Source organism: Christiangramia gaetbulicola (genome assembly GCF_003054225.1).
In the GTDB taxonomy this organism is placed as follows: domain Bacteria; phylum Bacteroidota; class Bacteroidia; order Flavobacteriales; family Flavobacteriaceae; genus Christiangramia; species Christiangramia gaetbulicola.
In genome coordinates, this window is the sequence record NZ_QBKQ01000002.1 from 1,013,613 (window position 1) to 1,027,386 (window position 13,774).

The 13,774-nt window shown below is 39.3% G+C and carries 16 protein-coding genes; 7 read left to right on the forward strand and 9 right to left on the reverse strand.

Features of this window, described 5'->3' with window-relative positions:
* Position 1 precedes the first annotated feature (1 nt).
* Together C8P64_RS11290 and C8P64_RS11295 are read right to left on the reverse strand one after the other, a co-directional pair.
* Positions 2 to 526: a DUF6913 domain-containing protein gene (locus C8P64_RS11290; RefSeq protein ID WP_146167218.1), complete on the reverse strand. Its 525-nt coding sequence runs from the start codon at positions 524 to 526 to the stop codon at positions 2 to 4.
* A 101-nt stretch (positions 527 to 627) separates the two neighbouring features.
* Positions 628 to 1,326 (reverse strand): hypothetical protein, encoded by a 699-nt coding sequence (locus C8P64_RS11295; protein ID WP_108172160.1) that lies wholly within the window; start codon positions 1,324 to 1,326, stop codon positions 628 to 630.
* A gap of 227 nt (positions 1,327 to 1,553) precedes the next feature.
* Between C8P64_RS11295 and C8P64_RS11300 the strand changes: the two genes are divergently transcribed.
* Positions 1,554 to 2,318 carry a 5'-nucleotidase C-terminal domain-containing protein gene (locus C8P64_RS11300; protein ID WP_108172161.1) on the forward strand — a complete coding sequence of 255 codons (765 nt, stop codon included), beginning with the start codon at positions 1,554 to 1,556 and terminating at the stop codon, positions 2,316 to 2,318.
* Positions 2,319 to 2,322: 4 nt separating this feature from the next.
* Positions 2,323 to 3,234, forward strand: coding sequence for a bifunctional metallophosphatase/5'-nucleotidase (locus tag C8P64_RS11305; RefSeq protein WP_108172162.1), 912 nt, complete (start codon positions 2,323 to 2,325; stop codon positions 3,232 to 3,234).
* On the opposite strand, the gene C8P64_RS11310 is transcribed toward C8P64_RS11305, so the two are convergent.
* Genes C8P64_RS11310 through C8P64_RS11335 form a run of 6 tightly spaced genes read right to left on the reverse strand, consistent with a single transcriptional unit; the run spans position 3,235 to position 8,591 of the window.
* Positions 3,235 to 3,912 (reverse strand): M15 family metallopeptidase, encoded by a 678-nt coding sequence (locus C8P64_RS11310; RefSeq protein ID WP_108172163.1) that lies wholly within the window; start codon positions 3,910 to 3,912, stop codon positions 3,235 to 3,237. It abuts the gene before it with no gap.
* A 22-nt stretch (positions 3,913 to 3,934) separates the two neighbouring features.
* On the reverse strand, positions 3,935 to 5,929 hold the full coding sequence (gene ligA / locus C8P64_RS11315; RefSeq protein ID WP_108172164.1) for an NAD-dependent DNA ligase LigA: 1,995 nt from the start codon (positions 5,927 to 5,929) through the stop codon (positions 3,935 to 3,937).
* A gap of 17 nt (positions 5,930 to 5,946) precedes the next feature.
* Positions 5,947 to 6,618: a VOC family protein gene (locus C8P64_RS11320; RefSeq protein ID WP_108172165.1), complete on the reverse strand. Its 672-nt coding sequence runs from the start codon at positions 6,616 to 6,618 to the stop codon at positions 5,947 to 5,949.
* A 2-nt stretch (positions 6,619 to 6,620) separates the two neighbouring features.
* Complete coding sequence (locus tag C8P64_RS11325; protein WP_108172166.1) at positions 6,621 to 7,223, reverse strand: LOG family protein; 603 nt, start codon at positions 7,221 to 7,223, stop codon at positions 6,621 to 6,623.
* Between the two features lie 3 nt (positions 7,224 to 7,226).
* A complete protein-coding gene (gene prmC / locus C8P64_RS11330; protein WP_108172167.1) occupies positions 7,227 to 8,075 on the reverse strand; it encodes a peptide chain release factor N(5)-glutamine methyltransferase in 849 nt (282 codons plus the stop codon).
* A gap of 30 nt (positions 8,076 to 8,105) precedes the next feature.
* Positions 8,106 to 8,591, reverse strand: coding sequence for a GNAT family N-acetyltransferase (locus tag C8P64_RS11335; protein WP_108172168.1), 486 nt, complete (start codon positions 8,589 to 8,591; stop codon positions 8,106 to 8,108).
* Between the two features lie 28 nt (positions 8,592 to 8,619).
* Between C8P64_RS11335 and ribD the strand changes: the two genes are divergently transcribed.
* The 4 genes from ribD to C8P64_RS11355 are packed head-to-tail and all read left to right on the forward strand — an operon-like array spanning position 8,620 to position 11,738.
* Positions 8,620 to 9,678: a bifunctional diaminohydroxyphosphoribosylaminopyrimidine deaminase/5-amino-6-(5-phosphoribosylamino)uracil reductase RibD gene (gene ribD, locus C8P64_RS11340; RefSeq protein ID WP_108172169.1), complete on the forward strand. Its 1,059-nt coding sequence runs from the start codon at positions 8,620 to 8,622 to the stop codon at positions 9,676 to 9,678.
* Complete coding sequence (locus C8P64_RS11345; protein WP_108172170.1) at positions 9,656 to 10,264, forward strand: HAD family hydrolase; 609 nt, start codon at positions 9,656 to 9,658, stop codon at positions 10,262 to 10,264. The genes ribD and C8P64_RS11345 overlap by 23 nt, the downstream gene beginning before the upstream one ends.
* Positions 10,261 to 11,133 (forward strand): EamA family transporter, encoded by an 873-nt coding sequence (locus C8P64_RS11350; RefSeq protein ID WP_108172171.1) that lies wholly within the window; start codon positions 10,261 to 10,263, stop codon positions 11,131 to 11,133. Before C8P64_RS11345 ends, C8P64_RS11350 begins: the two co-directional genes overlap by 4 nt.
* Positions 11,130 to 11,738, forward strand: a complete 609-nt coding sequence (locus tag C8P64_RS11355) for an IMPACT family protein (RefSeq protein ID WP_108172172.1) — start codon at positions 11,130 to 11,132, stop codon at positions 11,736 to 11,738. Before C8P64_RS11350 ends, C8P64_RS11355 begins: the two co-directional genes overlap by 4 nt.
* Here the strand turns inward: C8P64_RS11355 and C8P64_RS11360 are convergent.
* Positions 11,735 to 12,133, reverse strand: a complete 399-nt coding sequence (locus C8P64_RS11360) for an acyl-CoA thioesterase (RefSeq protein ID WP_108172173.1) — start codon at positions 12,131 to 12,133, stop codon at positions 11,735 to 11,737. The two genes, C8P64_RS11355 and C8P64_RS11360, sit on opposite strands and share 4 nt — an antisense overlap.
* A 206-nt stretch (positions 12,134 to 12,339) precedes the next feature.
* Between C8P64_RS11360 and dnaA the strand changes: the two genes are divergently transcribed.
* Complete coding sequence (gene dnaA / locus C8P64_RS11365; protein WP_108172174.1) at positions 12,340 to 13,767, forward strand: chromosomal replication initiator protein DnaA; 1,428 nt, start codon at positions 12,340 to 12,342, stop codon at positions 13,765 to 13,767.
* The last annotated feature ends 7 nt before the right edge of the window (positions 13,768 to 13,774 follow it).

Consider the following 13,774-nt stretch of genomic DNA (forward strand, 5'->3'; position numbering starts at 1 on the left):
TTTATTTTAAAATTCTATAATATTTTATTACCTCCTGCTGAAAATCTTCTAAACTATTCGAGAAGACCTCTACGTCATAAATACCGTATTCATCGGGGTGATTTCCAACTTTTATGCCAGCATTCGTAACTGCAGCCAACAAGGAACCAGCCTGTGATTTTTCAGAAAAGTGACAGATCAAAAAATCATAACGGTCCCGGGCAAAGCCTCTAATTGTTTCTGATTTGAATTCCCCTGAAACTGTAATTTCTTTCAGGTCCAGGATCTTGAAATCGGAATTTTCAGGGAATTCATCTTTAGAACCGCAAACCACTATGCTTAGATCTTTCTTATCAATTCCCAGATCTTTGTAGAGCTCAAAAAGACGCTTCGTCTTTTCAAAATTTTCAGCATCAATGATCAATCCCACTTTTCCTGAAAACGATCTATCTGAAGAAACTTTATTATTTAAAGCCTTTCTGATCTTCCTGGAATAAATAATACTTTTCAGTTTAGAGTTGATCATCATTAATCTTAGGTGGCGCAAATGTAAATATTTTATAGCAGGAAAAAAGGAGATAATAAGCTGTTACGCTTTATAAATATTGGAATTTAACAGCTTTATTTATTCTGTTAAATCCAGGGGTTCTAAATGAGGTTGATAAGCTTGAGCTTCTTCTCTTCGGTAGCGAAAAACTGGTAGGCCATGATGATACCACAGAACTTTAGAAAATTCTGAAGTAATAACACACTGGTATCGGGCAGGTAATACAGCGCCATATCTCTCAATATATCTGCAATAAGTATAGTCATTACGAGGGTTACGAAAAACACAGATTTCCTGGAATAAGAATTCAAATAGTAAATAAGACATACTATAGCCAGGACAAAAAGAACGATATAATACATGGAGTAAAACACAAATTCTACCAGACTCACGATCTTGTGTTCCAGTTCCTGGAAATGCTCAGAGACAAAATAGCTATTCACCCCCAGCATTAAGAAAAAGAACAGTAACATGAATTTATTACCAGCCTCCCTCTGGGTATATTTTAAAGCTTCTCTCCCCAGAAATATATAGGAAACCATCTGGAAGAACATGATCGCGCTAAAGATCATGTCTACATCCTGGTAAAATTTAAATAAGGTAGCCACCATATTAAGGCCCAGAAAACACAAAATATTCAGATTAGAGAAATTGAGTCTTCTGGAGAATCCTTTTAAAAGTATGAGGTAGGTAGTGAATTCACCGATCACCAAAAGCCAGTCAGTCTTACTTAATACAGCGAACAGTATCAAAATAAGCATAGGTATACAAGCAAGGATATATAACCGGCTATACTTCATAAAATAGAAATGGGATTGGCAAAATATATAAAAGTTTTGAAAATCTTAAACATTGCTTAAAAAAATCTAAATTTTTATTAAAGATCGACAACAATAGAATTTAAACAGTAAGGATAATTAATTACTGTAGGTCGATCTTAAACAGTTTTGAATTCCAGCCTACAGGTCCTCAAAAGAGCGAATTAATTCAGCGATTAAGTTTTTATATTTGCAAAATATTGCAGCTTATGAACACAAAACTATTTATAACCCTTGCCTTATCTACCCTTTTGGTTTCCTGCAAGGTTTCAAATTCTGACAACCTAAAGTTATCTGAAACAGATTCTGAAAGAATTGCTATCGATGAGACGATTAAAGGAGATAAGGAGATCGAAGAGTTTATAGCTCCCTTCAAAGAACATTTGAATGCCACCCTGGATTCGGTTATCGCGTTTAACCCGAAATTACTTTCCAAAAATGACGGCGACCTCAACACAGCCATTGGCAATCTCATGGCAGATATCGTGATGATTCAGGCGAATCCGGTAATTAAGAAAAGGACAGGTAAAGACATCGATATGGTGTTACTGAATAAAGGCGGAATAAGGTCTGAATTACCCGAGGGCGGAGTGACCGCCAGATCTGCCTATAACCTTATGCCTTTTGAAAATGAGATCGTGGTGGCTGAACTCAGCGGAAAGCAGATCAAGAAAATGTTGAAATATCTTGAAAAAGCTAAATCTGCACACCCGGTAAGCGGCATTAAGATCGTCGCAGATAAGAATTACAAAACCATAAAAGCGACGATTCAGGGAAAGGAAATAGATGAAAACGAAACCTACCTGGTCGCCACCTCAGATTACCTTTTGAATGGAGGTGATAATATGAATTTCTTCAAGGATCCGGTGAATATATACGGTGCCGATTACAAAATTAGGAATGCGCTGATAGATTACTTTACAAAAGTTGATACCATTAAAGCCGAAATAGACGATCGTTACATTAGAGAATAGGAGCATGAAAAGAAAAGATTTTATACAAAATACAGCAGCGGCAACGGCATTTTTAAGCCTTGGAGGATTATCCTCACTTTCTTTTAATTCCGGATCGGGAAAACATATCACCATTTTACATACCAACGATGTGCATAGCCACATTGAACCCTTCGGGCCGGAAGAAGGTCGCAATGCCAATCTTGGTGGCGTAGCCAGGAGAGCTACTTTGATCGAAAAAATCAGACAGGAAAATCCCAATACTCTTTTATTGGATGCCGGGGATATTTTCCAGGGTACACCTTACTTCAATTTTTACGGCGGGGAACTGGAATTTAAACTGATGAGTAAGCTGAAATATGACGCAGCCACCATTGGGAACCATGATTTTGATAATGGTATCGACGGGCTATATGCCCAGTTACCTCATGCCGATTTTGATTTTCTGATCTCCAATTACGATTTCAGCAATACCATCATGGACGGTCAAACTAAAGATTACCGGGTATTCAATAAAGATGGAGTGAAGATCGGGGTCTTTGGAATAGGTATCGAATTGCAGGGCCTGGTGAATGACAAGCTGTATAAAGAGACAAAATACCTGGATCCAGTAGAAATGGCTACCGAGGTTAGTTCAAAATTAAAGAACGAGGAAAAATGTGACCTGGTCATCTGTCTCTCGCATTTAGGATACGAATATAAAAGCAATAAGATCTCTGATGTTAAACTTGCCCGGAATACTGAGAACATAGACCTTATTATTGGCGGGCATACCCATACTTTCTTAGAGAAACCAAGGGTAGAAAAGAACAAGGCTGGTAAAAATGTATTGGTAAACCAGGTTGGATGCTACGGGCTTTATTTAGGAAGAATAGATTTCTACCTGGATGCCGAAAAAAACATTAAAACTGAAAGCGCCAAGATCGCAGTGAGATAATCACTTTACCGGAAAATCGAAATAAGTATAAGGGTACGGTTCGGCATCATAAGTATAATGCCACCATTCTTCTGAGTAAGACCTGAACCCATGTTTACGCATGGCCAGCCTTAAGATTTCTCGGTTCCTCTTCTGTTCTGCGGTTATTTTATTTGTATTATGATGTGATACTTCCCCGAACAAGTCATAGTTTCCACCCATGTCAACTTCTTCACAATCATCCACATTTATTAGCGTAAGGTCTACTGTACTTCCCCGGGAATGTCCCGATTTTGAAGCGATATAACCTAACTCGAAAAGTTTGCTTTTTGGAACATCAGGATAAAATTCAGATTTCATCAGGGTATCACTTTCCACTCTCGCCCATTCTACGAAATGATCTACGGCTCTTTGTGGACGGTATGCATCGAACACCTTCAGCATACAATCTTTAAGTATCAATTCTCTCTGAACCTCCGCTAAGGCCCTCGCTGCTTTTTTGCTCATTATCGCCTGTTCAGCTTCGTATCCTTTAATAGGTTTACCTACAAAATTGTGATTGCCGGCATAGCGTATCTCATAAATGATATCTGGGATTACCTCATCAAGATGTACAAAACCCTCAGGAATCTCCTGGGCATTGATTAATCCTGAAAACAAGCTAAATAAACTGAAAAGTACCGGGAATAATTTTCTCATTATTTTCTTCTGAAAAGTGTACTTAATTTAACATTTTCAGAAAATCATCTTCGCTGATGATATTTGTACCTAGCTTTTCAGCTTTCGCAAGTTTACTAGGCCCCATATTATCCCCGGCAACCAGGTAATTCGTTTTTGAGGAAATGGAGCTGGATACTTTCCCCCCATTATCCTCGATCATTTTTTTAAGTTCATTCCTGGAAACCTTTTCAAATACACCGGAGATAACAAAACTATTTCCGCTAAGCAGATCTGTTTGATTAGCCAGTTTCTCTGCTGAAATCTCCAATTGAACCCCATAATCTTTCAATCTCTGAACTATCTCGCGGTTGGATTCTGTCTTAAAGAAATCTACCACACTCCAGGCTATACGCTCCCCTATTTCATCTAGGTTCACCAACTCCTCTTCTGAAGCCGAGGCAAGTGCATCGATATTCTTAAAGTGTTTGGCAAGTTTTTTCGCAACCGTTTCACCCACATACCTTATCCCAAGTGCAAAAAGAACTCTTTCAAAAGGGATCTCTTTGGATTTTTCGATTCCTGCAATTAGATTATCTGCAGACTTCTCTGCCATTCGTTCCAAAGGCAAAACATCTTCCTTTTTTAGGGTATATAGATCGGCATAGTTTTCAATCAGCCCGGCATTTACCAGCAAAGCAACCGTTTCTCCTCCTAAACCTTCAATATCCATGGCTTTTCTTGAAATATAATGCTGGATCCTCCCAATGATCTGCGGTGGGCAGCCATTAGTATTCGGACAGTAATGTTGAGCCTCACCTTCATTTCTTACCAGCTCTGTTCCACATTCAGGGCAATGAGTCGCATACTTGGTAGGTTCACTATCGGGATCTCTTTTGGTAAAATCTACCCCAACGATCTTCGGAATAATTTCTCCACCTTTTTCAACAAAGACAGTGTCTCTTTCCCTAACATCCAGCTTTTCGATCTGATCGGCGTTATGTAAAGAAGCTCTCTTCACCACGGTACCGGCAAGCTGAACCGGCTCAAGATTAGCAACCGGAGTGATCGCTCCCGTTCTTCCAACTTGGTAGGTGATCTTTTTAAGCCTGGTACTTTCCTGCTCTGCCTTGAATTTATAGGCGATCGCCCAGCGGGGAGATTTGGCAGTATGCCCCAGTTCTTCCTGTTGGTGGAAATCATTCACTTTCACTACCACACCATCTGTCTCGTAAGGCAGGTCGTGCCGGTGTTCATCCCAGTAATTTATATATTTAAGTACCTCGTCTATAGAATCTTTCAATTCAGATTCTCCGGGCACTTTAAAACCCCAGTTCCGGGCTTTTTCCAATCCTTCGAACTGAGATCCAATTCCGGTATTTTCTCCTACGATGCTATATAACAAACATTCCAAAGGCCTTCTGGAAACCTCGGCGCTGTCCTGCAGTTTTAAACTTCCGGAAGCGGTATTTCTTGGATTCGCGTAAGGCTCTTCCCCAATATCCACCCGCTCTGCATTCATTTTCGCAAAACCTTCATAAGGCAACACGATCTCGCCTCGAATATCAAATTTTTCAGGAAACTCACCTTTTAATTTAAGAGGCACAGATCTTATGGTTCTCACATTATTGGTAACATCATCTCCCTGAAAGCCATCACCTCTGGTTACCGCTCTTTCCAGTAAACCATTTCTGTAGGTTAGACTTATGGACGCCCCGTCATATTTAAGCTCGCAAACATACTGCACTTTGCCTTCCACAACTTTTCGCACTCTCGTCTCCCACTCTTCCAATTCTTCTTTAGAATAGGAGTTGGAAAGCGAATACATCCTGTGATCATGAACCACGGTCTCAAAATTTTTGGTAACCGCACCCCCTACTCTCTGGGTTGGAGAATTAGGATCTTCAAATTCAGGATGTTTTTCCTCGAGCTCCTGAAGCTCCTTTAATTTCATATCGAATTCATAATCACTAATTACAGGCTTATCCAGCACATAGTAATTGTAATTATGTTCCTGTAATTCCTTGCGAAGAGTCTGAATTTTATTTTCGACGTTCATGTAAAAATCAGTTGGTATTAGATTTCTGAAATCTCCAGCTCATCATTGCTGAAATTCAGTTTAAATGTTTTTGAATCATGTTCAAATTCCAGTTCGAAATCTGAACTATATGCCTTATCACTGGTTGGGAACCAGTCTTTCTTATCGTTATCTATAGTAATCAGCAAACCTGAAGGATCACCGATTGCGCAAAACCTTTCAAAATCGCCATCAAAATGATCCAGCCCGCATTCGAGCTTTAGCTTTTCGAACTTCTCCTTGATATCCTTAGTGACCAGGCCAATTTCAGCAATACCCACAATATTAGAACTATTGAAAATAGCCGACTCCGGTTTATGGAATTTCCTCCTGGAAATGAGTTCCATTATATTTTTATCCTGGTCATAGAAATAAACCGATTTAGCCTGCCAGTTAGAAAAATCTATGATCTTATCATCATTATATTTTAGCACAGGAACAATACTTTCCAGCCATTTCAATGCTTCTTTTTCCTGGTTATCTGGCACATGCAAAGCGATGTGATAAGGAGTCGCTTTCTCCCTTTTTTCAAATCTCAAACTGGAATAACCTGCAACAATATTGAAACCATCTTCAGAATAATTGGTGATCTCAAATCCCAGCTCATCCCGGTAGAATTCCAGTTGTTTTTCAATATTAGAGGTATATATTTTCAGTTCTTTGATTTTCATGATCAGGTTTGATTCTTATTCATCCATTTTGGAACCGGTTTTGGCTCAAATGTTCTCATTTTATCTAAAAGATCTTCAAAATTGTCTGAAACCAAAAGAATATCCAGGTTTTCTTTCTTCAGAAGTCCTTTTGAGCACATCGTATTCAACATGCTTATAAGATCGTCATAGAAACCACCAATATTGAGCAAGCCAATTGGTTTTCTATGCAAGCCTAACTGGGCCCAGGTTACGATCTCGAAAAGTTCCTCAAAGGTACCAAAACCTCCGGGTAAGGTTAGAAATGCATCACTCAATTCGTTCATAGTGAGTTTGCGCTCGTGCATATCCTGGGTGGTAATAAGTTTATCCAGACTCGTATGAACAACTTCCTTGGTTTTTAAAAAATCAGGGATCACTCCGGTCACCTTACCTTTATTATCCATCACTCCCCTGGCAACCTGCCCCATCAATCCCAGTTTACTACCGCCATAAACCAGCCTGATATCATTAGCGGCCATTATTTTTCCAACCTCATAGGCTGTTTCATAGATTTCGCTGTCATTGCCATCGCTGCTAGCACAAAACACCGCGAGGTTATGGATCTTGTTTAAATTCTCGTTCATATATTATTTCCTGATCGCTTTCAACATTCGGTGATTTCCAAAAATATCCTTTTTCAATTCAGCTTCAAAACCAAAACTTTCAACAAGCGCTTTAGTCTCCTCTCCTAAATATTGATTTATTTCAAAATACAGCACCCCATTCTCTTTAAGCGCCTCTTTGGCCAGTTGAGAAATTTGCCGGTAAAAGATGAGCGCATCATCATCTTGCACATACAGAGCCAGTTCCGGCTCATGCTCCAGTACATTCTTATGCATCTCTTTCTTCTCCAGCTCCCGCACGTATGGAGGATTTGAAACTATGATGTCATATTTTTCATCTAGCTTTTCCGCGGAAAGAATATCAAATTCCCGGAAATCGACCTCAACATTATTTTTCTGGGCATTTCTTCTGGCCAATGCTAAAGCCTCCTTTGAAATATCGAAGGAACCAACATGGGCATTATTTATATTCTTCGCCAGGCAGATCGGGATACATCCGCTTCCAGTACCTATGTCCAGAATATTAAGCTTCTCGCTTTTATTTTGATGGTCCTGAATGATCCATTCTATCAGCTCCTCAGTTTCAGGTCTTGGAATAAGCACATTCTTATTCACCTCGAATTCCAAACCATAAAACTCGGTTTGCCCGGTAATATACTGTACAGGCTCATGGTCTTTAAGCCGAAGCATGGCTTTTTCGAATTTCTGAAATTGTGCTTCTGATATCTCAAGATCACGATCCAGAGCCATGTCTATCCTTTTAATCCCCAGGTAGTATTCAGTGAGTATATAAAAAAAAGACTCAATTTCAGTTATAGGAAATTCATCCTGCAAACTTTCTATAAACTGAATTTTTAACTGAGAGATAAGCATACTCTGCTTCGAATTTTATAATTATCGATCTTAAAGATCCTTGATCATAAATACCGTACAATTATAATGACCGGTATTCCCTAGCGGCTTTTCAATAACCTCGAAGCCATTTTTATGATATAGCTTGCGGGCATTTTCCATATAAGGAAGGGTTTCAATATAGCATTTTTTAAAATCGTGATCCCGTCCAAATTGAAGACATTTGGTGATCATTTCCATGCCAATTCCTCTGCCCCTGGCTTCAGGCAGGAAATACATTTTTTGAAGCTCGCAAATCTCTTCTTCCAGGCCGGTGAGAGGAGCGATACCCGCACTCCCAATGATCTTAGAATTTTCTTCCACTACAAAATAGGCCCGCCTTTCTCCCTTGTAGGTATCGGTCATATCATCAAGGGCTTTATCCTCATAAGCAGTTCCTACTTTTGGAACTCCCATTTCTACCAGTACACTTCTAATTAAGTCTTTAACCTGCTGATTATCTTCGGATTTTATTTCCCGAATTTTCCATGTGCTCATTCTGCCTAATTAATTCTATTTTTGTGGCGTGAATATACACGAAAAATACATAAAACGCTGTATAGAACTGGCCCAAAACGGCCTTGGAACCACCTATCCCAATCCCATGGTAGGCAGCGTTATAGTTCATAATAACAAAATAATAGGTGAAGGTTGGCATCGAAAAGCGGGAGAACCGCACGCCGAAGTAAACGCGATAAATTCTGTAAAGAACGAGGAGCTTTTAAAAGACTCGGTGATCTATGTGAGCCTGGAACCATGTAGCCATTATGGTAAAACTCCTCCCTGCAGCGATTTCATCATTGCTAAGGGTATAAAAAAGGTTGTAATTGGTACCATGGACCCTTTTGCCAAGGTAGCCGGCAGGGGAATTAAAAAACTTCTTGATGCGGGATGTAAGGTAAAAGTAGGTGTTCTGGAGAAAGAATGTCTGGAACTGAACAAAAGATTCTTCACTTTCCACAAAAAGCATCGCCCGTACATAATTTTAAAATGGGCACAGACCGAAGATGGTTTTATCGCTCCGGAAAATCGAGATGACAACAGACCCGTCTGGATCACCAACAAATATTCGGGGCAAATAGTGCACAAATGGAGGAGTGAAGAGGCTGCTATTTTAGTAGGCACCAATACTGTTTTAAAGGATAACCCTTCGCTGAATGTTAGAAAATGGACCGGACATGATCCTGTTAGAATCATAATCGACCGGGAATTAAAAACTCCAAAGGACTTTTCCATACTGGACGGAAAGCAGAAAACCATCGTTATCTGTGAATCAAAAACGGAAAGATCAGAAATTGAAGGCCTAAGCTACGAACAAATAGATTTTACTGATAATATTTCTGAAAAGCTATGCGAGTTATTGTATAAAAATGAACTTCAATCTGTGATTATTGAAGGGGGAAGTCTTACCCTGCAACAATTTATAGATGCAGGGCTATGGGATGAAGCAAGGATATTTACTGGAAGGTCTGAATTCAAGAAGGGCGTTAAAGCACCAGGTTTTCAAGGAAAGTTAGTTTCAGAATTAGATATTGAGGGAGACCGGTTAAAAATTTACAAAAATGATCAAAGCAATAATATTTGATTTCGGGGATGTTTTTATCAACCTTGATAAAGAAGGAACGAATAAGAAGTTAAGCGCAATGAATGTGGAAGCCCTTCCCGAGGCGATCTGGGCTAAAAACCGGGAATATGAACAGGGATTCGTTACCTCAGATGAAATATCTGAACATTACCGAACTCAATTCCCGCAAATAGGAAAAGAGGAATTCCTTGATTCCTGGAATTCGATGCTACTGGACTTTCCAGAATACCGCCTTAAGTTTATCCAGAAGCTCGCACAAGAAAAGAATTTTAAGCTCATCTTATTAAGTAACACTAATGAGAATCATATTGAGCATATAAAAGAGAAGATTCCTTTTTATGAGGAGTTTAAATCTTGTTTCGACTCTTTTTACCTTTCGCATGAAATAGGAATGCGTAAACCAAATCCAGATATTTTTGAATTCGTACTGGACGAAAATAAGCTTGAGCCTGAGGAATGTCTATTTATAGACGATACTTCAGAAAATATTGAAACCGCTTCCAGACTAGGTTTTCACACCTGGAATATTGAACCTACTCACGAAGATGTCATCGACCTCTTTACGACCAAAAAAGACCTATTTTGATATACCTTCTTCTGAGTATTTTATCTTCCACGATAATTTTTGTGGTCTTCAGGTTATATAAAAAATTCGGTATCAACACCCTACAGGCCATCATTGTGAATTATTTTGTAGCCTGCACCGTTGGTTTTTTTGGATACATAGATGGATCAGATTTTACACACGTTCCAAATGAATCCTGGTTCCCGGGTGCCCTGATGCTGGGGTTCCTTTTCATCGCGGTTTTTAACCTGGCAGCCATCACCACCCAGAAGAGTGGAATGTCTGTAGTGGCCGTAGCGACAAAAATGTCGGTAGCCATTCCTGTTCTCTGCGGAATCTTCCTGTACAATGAAAGCACGGGAATATCTAAGATCATCGGTATAATCCTCGCTCTGGTCGCAGTTTATCTTACTTCCATAAAGACAAAAGAAGGTATAAGCATCAAAAGCAAGAATCTTATTTTCCCCCTGCTGGTTTTCCTGGGAAGCGGCATCATAGACACCAGCCTGAAATATCTTGAAACCAGTTATGTTTCAGAAACCGACGTTGGGCTTTTCTCTTCCACTATTTTCGCTACTGCCGGTTTAATTGGTACAATCATCCTCATTGGCCAGGCATTTATGGGAAAACTCAAGATCAGCTTTAAAAATATCCTGGGAGGAATTGCCCTGGGCATCCCCAATTATTTTTCCATATATTTCCTGGTATTGGCCTTAAGAACCAAAGGTTTTGACAGCTCCACGATATTTACCATGAATCATGTAGCCATCGTAACTATCTCTACCATAGTAGGCATCCTGCTATTCAAGGAAAAACTTATCCGAAAGAACTGGATAGGACTTGGACTGGCAATACTTAGTATAATTCTTGTAGCAAACAGCGCGATATGAAAGATACTTACCAAAGCATTACCAAGCCATCACCTGAAGTGTTATTCAAGGACCGGAACTCCAAGTTTTTCGGGTATGCCTTCCCTATAAAGACCGAAGCGGAAGCTAACGAACACCTGGAAGAATTAAGAGCTAAACACCACAAGGCAAGACACTGGTGTTACGCCTGGCAAATAGGCAAGGAAGACCACCAATACAGAGCCAATGATGATGGAGAACCTTCAAATTCTGCAGGCATGCCAATTTACGGCCAGATCCAGTCATTTGATGTAACGAATATACTTATTGTGGTCGTGAGATATTTTGGCGGGGTAAAACTGGGAGTTGGCGGACTTATTAATGCCTACAAAACCGCAGCCCAGATGGCGCTGGAAGCTTCAGACATAATAAAGCGGACCATAGACGAAGTTTTTATAGTAAAGTTTGATTATCCTGAAATGAATAAGGTCATGCAGGTGATCAAACAAAACAATCTAAATGTGATCGATCAAAAACTGGAATTAGATTGTAAAATTTATATTGCAGTAAGAAAAAAGGATGCAGAAAGTATCTTTGAAAAGTTCGACAATACTTACAAAGTCGAAATTTCAAAAAAGGAGGATTAATCCTTCAGTTTATCTAAAATATATTGTGGACATCTTACTGGCCTCCTAGTTTTAGAGTCCATAAAAACCAAAGTAGAAGTAGCTGAAGTTACTAACTCACCCTGTTCATTAAATACCGAGTAGTCAAAAATAATTTTAACATTTGGCATTTTCTGAAGGCGAGTTTCAATGGTGATATTTTCATCAAAAGTTACCGGTTTTATATATTTTAAATTTAATTCGTATACCGGCAACATTATCCCTTCCTCTTCCATACTTTTGTAGGATATACCTAGAGTGCTTAACCACTCAAGGCGCGCAATTTCAAGGTATTGCGGATAGTTTCCATGATGCACCACTCCCATTTGATCGGTTTCGGCATATCGAACTTTAACAAGAGTTTTATGTGATTTCATAGGAAAAAACTAGCCTTTCTGAGAAAGGTTTTTTATATTCAGGCTCGGAAACAAGTATGCATAAAATTTTCTTAAAATTCAACCCGTAAATGGTTTTTTTTTTACATTTTTTGTTCACATATTTGTTCCACTCAAGTTGGGGACGCAAGTTGATCCAGTTCCCGGCAAAGAACTTACTACTAACCTAAATTAACGTTTAACAAAGAATGTCAAAAACTGCGCAATCGGTTTGGAATAACTGTCTGTCATTTATTCAGGATAACATTACCCCTCAAGCTTACAAAACCTGGTTTGAACCTATCCAAGCAGTGAAACTTACAGATTGTGCCTTAAGCATACAGGTGCCGTCTAAGTTTTTCTACGAATGGTTGGAGGAGCACTATGTAAAACTTCTAAAAGTTTCACTTACCCGTGAACTTGGTGAAAAAGCTAAATTGGTATACGTGATCAAAATGGAGAATACTTACGGTAACAAGCTACCTTTTACCGAAAAGATCCCAAGTACTCAAAGGTCACAAATGGCTTCACAGGAAGTTGACGTTCCAATCAAGAATAAAAGTCCGGAGCTGAAAAACCCCTTTATCATTCCTGGAATCAGGAATGTAAAGATCGAGTCTCAGCTTAATCCTAATTATAATTTTGAGAACTTCCTGGAAGGTGAATCCAACCGACTGGCAAGATCAGCAGGGCTGGCTGTAGCGAACAAGCCCGGAGGAACCTCTTTCAACCCATTATTGATATTTGGTGGGGTTGGACTTGGAAAAACACACCTGGCACACGCTATAGGTGTTGAGATAAAAGATAAATACCCAGAAAAAACAGTTCTTTATATCTCTGCGGAAAAATTCACGCAACAGTATATAGAATCTGTAAAGAAAAATAACCGTAACGATTTTATCCATTTTTACCAGATCATAGATGTACTGGTAGTAGATGATATACAGTTACTATCTGGTAAGGCAGGAACACAGGATGTATTTTTCCACATCTTCAACCACTTACACCAGAACGGAAAACAGGTTATCCTAACCAGTGACAAGGCTCCGGTTGATATGCAGGACATTGAACAACGTCTGCTATCAAGATTCAAATGGGGACTTTCAGCCGAACTTCAACATCCAGATTTCGAAACCCGTGTTTCTATCATCAAAAGTAAACTTTACCGCGATGGTGTAGAAATGCCGGAAGATATTGTTGAATTCCTTGCGAACAACATTAAAACGAACATCAGGGAACTTGAAGGAGCAATCATTTCACTTATCGCTCATTCATCTTTCAATAAGAAAGATATCACCCTTGAACTTGCGAAAAAGATCGTTGATAACTACGTTAAGAATACTAAACGTGAGGTATCTATAGATTATATCCAGAAAGTTGTAAGTGATTATTTCCAGATGGATGTAGATACTTTGCAGTCTAAGACCAGGAAGAGACATATTGTACAGGCAAGGCAGATCGCCATGTTCTTCGCCAAGAAGTTCACGAAGGCATCTCTGGCCAGTATAGGATCTCAAATTGGAAGTCGCGATCACGCTACCGTGTTACATGCATGTAAAACTGTAGACAACCTCGCTGCCACAGACAAGCAATTCAAAAAATTTGTTGAAGACCTCAACAAGAAGCTCACATTATAAAATATAA

Excerpts from the sequence above, each read along its gene's own strand:
- C8P64_RS11325 (WP_108172166.1), bottom strand. The coding sequence starts at position 7,223 with ATGAACGAGAATTTAAACAAGATCCATAACCTCGCGGTGTTTTGTGCT.
- prmC (WP_108172167.1), bottom strand. The coding sequence starts at position 8,075 with ATGCTTATCTCTCAGTTAAAAATTCAGTTTATAGAAAGTTTGCAGGAT.
- C8P64_RS11320 (WP_108172165.1), bottom strand. The coding sequence starts at position 6,618 with ATGAAAATCAAAGAACTGAAAATATATACCTCTAATATTGAAAAACAA.
- ligA (WP_108172164.1), bottom strand. The coding sequence starts at position 5,929 with ATGAACGTCGAAAATAAAATTCAGACTCTTCGCAAGGAATTACAGGAA.
- C8P64_RS11300 (WP_108172161.1), top strand. The coding sequence starts at position 1,554 with ATGAACACAAAACTATTTATAACCCTTGCCTTATCTACCCTTTTGGTT.
- C8P64_RS11335 (WP_108172168.1), bottom strand. The coding sequence starts at position 8,591 with ATGAGCACATGGAAAATTCGGGAAATAAAATCCGAAGATAATCAGCAG.
- C8P64_RS11310 (WP_108172163.1), bottom strand. The coding sequence starts at position 3,912 with ATGAGAAAATTATTCCCGGTACTTTTCAGTTTATTTAGCTTGTTTTCA.
- dnaA (WP_108172174.1), top strand. The coding sequence starts at position 12,340 with ATGTCAAAAACTGCGCAATCGGTTTGGAATAACTGTCTGTCATTTATT.
- C8P64_RS11345 (WP_108172170.1), top strand. The coding sequence starts at position 9,656 with ATGATCAAAGCAATAATATTTGATTTCGGGGATGTTTTTATCAACCTT.
- C8P64_RS11355 (WP_108172172.1), top strand. The coding sequence starts at position 11,130 with ATGAAAGATACTTACCAAAGCATTACCAAGCCATCACCTGAAGTGTTA.
- C8P64_RS11295 (WP_108172160.1), bottom strand. The coding sequence starts at position 1,326 with ATGAAGTATAGCCGGTTATATATCCTTGCTTGTATACCTATGCTTATT.
- C8P64_RS11305 (WP_108172162.1), top strand. The coding sequence starts at position 2,323 with ATGAAAAGAAAAGATTTTATACAAAATACAGCAGCGGCAACGGCATTT.
- C8P64_RS11360 (WP_108172173.1), bottom strand. The coding sequence starts at position 12,133 with ATGAAATCACATAAAACTCTTGTTAAAGTTCGATATGCCGAAACCGAT.